Below are 4,120 nucleotides of genomic sequence, written 5' to 3'. Positions count from 1 at the left end.
CCCGCCCCGTTCGTCGGAGCCGGTGTGCCGGTCGGAGTAGTGCTGACCGGGGCCGGGCTGCTCAACCTCCAGGCCACCCGGGCCGGCACGCTGGCCGGGCTGGGCCTGCTGGTGGTGGCGGCAGCCGTGGCCGGGGCGGCCGCACGTCATCCCGTGGTACGCCTGGCCGGCTGGCTGATCGCGGTCGCGGCGGCGACCGGGTTCGCCGTCACCGCCCCGCTGGCCGGCGGGCTGCCGCTGCGCGTGGCCGCGTTCGCGGTGCTCGGCGTGGCGGCGCTCGCCCTCGCGCTCGCCGCGACGTCGGCCACCCGGCGGGCGACCGTGCCGGACACAGCCGCGGGCGTCGGGCCGGCGGGGTTGGTGGGTCGGGCGCTGGACGCCGCCGCGCAGGCGGTGGCGCTGGTCGCGTTGCTGCTCACCGCCGGCGCGCCCCGGCACGGCGCGACGGTCTGCGTGCTGTGGGGTGCCGCGGTCGGGGTGCGACTGCTGACCCGGGGCGAGTCGATCGGGCGGCGGTGGGTCTTCGCGGGCATCGCCGGTGGCAGCGAAGTGCTCGCCGTCTGGCTGCTGCTGGTGGCCGGCGGGGTGACGGTGCTGGAGGCGTACACGGTGCCGTTGGCGGTGCTGGCGCTCGGCGCGGGCGCGGTGGCGCTGCGTACCCGGCCGGGGTTCACCAGCTGGCTCGCGCTCGGCCCGGGCCTGGCCGCGGTGCTGCTGCCCAGCCTGGCCGCCGTGCTGTTCGGCCCGGACCCGCAGCCGTGGCGGCGGCTGCTGCTCGGTGCCGCCGCCCTCACCGCGACGCTGCTCGGGGCGGTCCGCCGCTGGCAGGCGCCGGTGGTGCTCGGCGGGGTGGCCCTGACCCTGCTCGCCCTGCACGAGCTGGTGCGCAGTTGGGATCTGCTGCCGCGCTGGGTCTTCCTGGCCGCCGCCGGGCTGGCGTTGATCGGCCTGGCCGCCACCTACGAGCGCCGCCGCCGCGACCTGCTCCGGCTGCGCTCAGCCGTCGGCCGGATGAGCTGATCCTGGATCCCTGGTACGAAGGGCACCCTCGGCGGGGCTCTTCGTACCAGGGTCAGGCCGTCGATCGCTCAGGTGTCGAAGGCGTCCAGCAGTTCCGCCGGGGCGGTCTCGACCTCGCTCGCCGGAGGCGTGCGTACGGTCACCGGGCTGCCGAAGTTGAAGTAGGTGACTCGCATCTCGCCGAGGCTCGGGTCGAGCGCGGTCATGTCGATGATCAGCTCGGTCAGCCGGCCGTCCGCGTCGACAGTGGCGGTGAACGGAACGGCCGCGGCCTTGTCGCCGAACGTCTGCACCAGGTCGGAGTCCTCGCCGACGCTCTTGGTGTAGTCCAGGGTGCCGGCGAAGCTGCCCGGGCCGGTGCGCTCGACCGCGACGATGCTCTTGATCATTCCCGTCACGTTGCCCGGGTCGCCATCGGCCATGGTCTTGAGCTGGCTGTCGTCGCCGAGCTTGGCAATGTCCAGATGTAGCCACTTGTCGGAGGGCCCGGCCAGCTTGCCGCTCATCTTGAGGTAGACGTCGTCGCCGCTGCTGACCATCTGCATCTTCCCCATGGCGCCCATGTCGAGCGTCATGTCGGAGGTCTTGCTCAGCGGATCCAGCGCCCCGGAGGCGTTCATGATCGGCGAGACGAGTTCGACCTGGGCGCTCTGCTTGTTGAGCTGTTCCAGCGCGGCCGTCAGCTCGGCCCGCGGGTCAGCCGGCGCGCTGCTGGCCGAGGCGGAGGGGGAGGCCGCGTCCCGGGTCGCGGTCGGGACGCAGCCGGTCAGTCCGAGACTGAGGGCGGTGGCGAGTGCGACCCCCGTGGTCGCCAACCGTCTGATGCGCATCGGATCGTCTCCTCGTGGCGGGCCGTAACGAGTCCCTCCGGTCGGGGCTGGCCCGGCGGTCAGCAGCCTAGCCGCCCGGGTTCGGGGCTGCTGCCCGTATTCTCCGCCGCCGGCGCTGCCGGGAGCGCCGCAGGTCGCCGGTGTTCCGAGTGCCACCGGTAGGGTCTGGCCATGGCAGACGTGCTCACCGCGGCGGCGGTGCGAGACGAACTGGGTGGGTTGGCGGGCTGGTCGGGAGACCCGACCGGGATCACCCGCACCGTGGAGCTGGCCAGCTTCCCGGACGCCATCGCGGTGGTCGACCGGGTCGCCGTGACGGCCGAGGAGCGGGACCACCACCCCGACATCGACATCCGGTGGCGGACCCTGACCTTCCGCTGCGTGACCCATTCGGCCGGCGGCGTCACGATGCGTGACGTCGAGCTGGCTCGCCTGATCGACGAGATCGTGGAGGCCGCCCGATGAGGTTCGAGATCAGCAAGGTGCTGGACGCCATCGAGGGGCGGGTCTGCACCGATCCGCAGCTGGCCCGCGCGGTGCTCGACCTGGCCGAGATCATCCGATACCAGGACCTCGACGGCGGACGCCCGGCCAGCACGCTGCGCCTCGGCATGGTCATCGACGCGCTGGCGCGCAGCATGGAGGAGGACAGCGTCCCGGTCTACGCGGTGGTGCACCGGGGTGTGCTCTCCGACGCCGACCTGACCTCCAACGAGCGGATGGTGGTCCGCCGCTGGGCCGACGACGGCAAGGTCGAGGTGCTCGACAACCCCGGTGACCGGATGCTGGAGGTGGCCGACCTGCTCGGCCTGCCGGTGCTCAGCCGGGTCCGTTTCGACGGCCTGCGCGGGCGGTTCCCCTGGCTGGTGGAGCAGCCGGGTCGGGCGCTCGCCCCGGTGCCGGGCGCCGGTGGCCCGGTCTTCATCGCCCACGTCGGCGGGGGCCACACGCCGGTGGTCGGGTCGCCGTCGCCGTCCGGCGCCAAGCTGCTCACCCGGGAGTGGCGGTGCCCGGAGTCGGGCTGCACCCTCTTCGGTGGCGGCGGGGGCGGCGGTGCCTTCGCCGACCTGGCCGCGGTGGACCGCGTGCCGTCCGGTCAGCCGCCACCGTCGCTGCGTAACGGCGTGCCGACCTGCCCCCGGCACGGCAGCCGGCTCCGCGACGCCGGTCCCCGGCCGCGCAGTGAGGTTCTCGCGGTACGCGTCGGCGGCCTGATCCGGCGCCGCTTCGTGCTCACCGAGGAGCAGCCGGCGGTGGTCGGCCGGGCGCCGGACGGCTCCGGCGGGATCATGCTCGGGCAGTGGCTCAACGACGAGGCCCGCCGGTGGATCAGCCGCAGCCACCTCCGGCTGGAGTTGCGTGGCGCTGACGTCGTCGCCACCGACGTGAGCACCAACGGCTCCGGCGTACGGCCGGGCGGCTCGATGGCGGAGGCGGACCGGATCCCCCTGGCGCCGCAGCAGTCCCGCGTCCTGGGCACCGGTGACATGGTGGAGCTCTACCCCGGGGTGCAGATCGGCCGTCCCGGCGAGCTGCCGACGGGTGCGCCGTACAACCCCGACTCGGTCATGGCCGAGGCGCCCACCATGGCGATGCGCCTGCCCCGCTGAGGTCCCGCAGACGACGGCGGGCGTCGGGACCGTGGTCCCGACGCCCGTCCGGTGGTACGACTTCTCAGCCGGCCAGCACGGCGGCCAGCTGCGCCACCGCGTGGTCGATCTCCTCCTCGGTGATCACCAGCGGCGGGGCGAGGCGGATGGTCGAGCCGTGGGTGTCCTTGGCCAGCACACCGCGCTCCATCAGTCGCTCGCAGGCATCCCGGCCGCTCATCAGCGCCGGGTCGATGTCCAGGCCGGCCCAAAGGCCCCGGCCGCGGACCGCGACCAGGCCCTTGCCGATCAGCCCGCGCAGGCCGGCGTGCAGCCGCTCGCCCAGCTCGGCCGAGCGGCGCTGGAACTCGCCGGTGGCCAGCAGCCGGACCACCTCGGTGGCCACCGCGCAGGCGAGCGGGTTGCCGCCGAAGGTGGAGCCGTGCTGGCCCGGCTTGAGTACGCCGAGCACGTCCGCGTCGGCCGCCACCGCGGAGACCGGCACGATGCCGCCGCCGAGCGCCTTGCCCAGCAGGTACATGTCCGGGACGACGCCTTCCTGCTCGCAGGCGAAGGTGGTGCCGGTGCGGCCCAGGCCGGACTGGATCTCGTCGGCGATGAACAGCACGTTGCGCTCGGTGCAGAGCTGACGTACGCCCGGCAGGTAGCCCTCCGGCGGCA

General features: G+C 74.1%; 4 protein-coding genes and 1 pseudogene. 3 read left to right on the top strand and 2 right to left on the bottom strand.

Annotated features, from left to right (window positions below; translation table 11 throughout):
• A pseudogene (locus AB0M52_RS31620) lies at positions 1–1,020 on the top strand (hypothetical protein); the annotation flags it as partial.
• 68 nt (positions 1,021–1,088) lie between these two features.
• Here AB0M52_RS31620 and AB0M52_RS31615 read toward each other — a convergent pair.
• Entirely contained in the window at positions 1,089–1,850 is a 762-nt protein-coding gene (locus AB0M52_RS31615) for a hypothetical protein (RefSeq protein WP_363961285.1), read from the bottom strand.
• A 171-nt stretch (positions 1,851–2,021) separates the two neighbouring features.
• Between AB0M52_RS31615 and AB0M52_RS31610 the strand changes: the two genes are divergently transcribed.
• Together AB0M52_RS31610 and AB0M52_RS31605 are read left to right on the top strand one after the other, a co-directional pair.
• Positions 2,022–2,315, top strand: a complete 294-nt coding sequence (locus AB0M52_RS31610) for a 4a-hydroxytetrahydrobiopterin dehydratase (protein WP_363961283.1) — start codon at positions 2,022–2,024, stop codon at positions 2,313–2,315.
• A complete protein-coding gene (locus tag AB0M52_RS31605) occupies positions 2,312–3,460 on the top strand; it encodes an FHA domain-containing protein (RefSeq protein ID WP_363961281.1) in 1,149 nt (382 codons plus the stop codon). The genes AB0M52_RS31610 and AB0M52_RS31605 overlap by 4 nt, the downstream gene beginning before the upstream one ends.
• A gap of 64 nt (positions 3,461–3,524) precedes the next feature.
• Here AB0M52_RS31605 and AB0M52_RS31600 read toward each other — a convergent pair.
• On the bottom strand, positions 3,525–4,120 hold a 596-nt coding region (locus AB0M52_RS31600; protein WP_363961279.1), incomplete at its 5' end, for an aminotransferase class III-fold pyridoxal phosphate-dependent enzyme.

The sequence above is a fragment of the Micromonospora sp. NPDC051296 genome (assembly GCF_040682255.1).
Lineage (GTDB): Bacteria > Actinomycetota > Actinomycetes > Mycobacteriales > Micromonosporaceae > Micromonospora > Micromonospora craterilacus.
Note: the sequence above shows the minus strand (reverse complement) of the source record. Positions and strands in the feature narration are given on the sequence as shown.

Coding starts and splice junctions, on each gene's coding strand:
- AB0M52_RS31615 (WP_363961285.1), bottom strand. CDS start 1,850: ATGCGCATCAGACGGTTGGCGACCACGGGGGTCGCACTCGCCACCGCC.
- AB0M52_RS31610 (WP_363961283.1), top strand. CDS start 2,022: ATGGCAGACGTGCTCACCGCGGCGGCGGTGCGAGACGAACTGGGTGGG.
- AB0M52_RS31605 (WP_363961281.1), top strand. CDS start 2,312: ATGAGGTTCGAGATCAGCAAGGTGCTGGACGCCATCGAGGGGCGGGTC.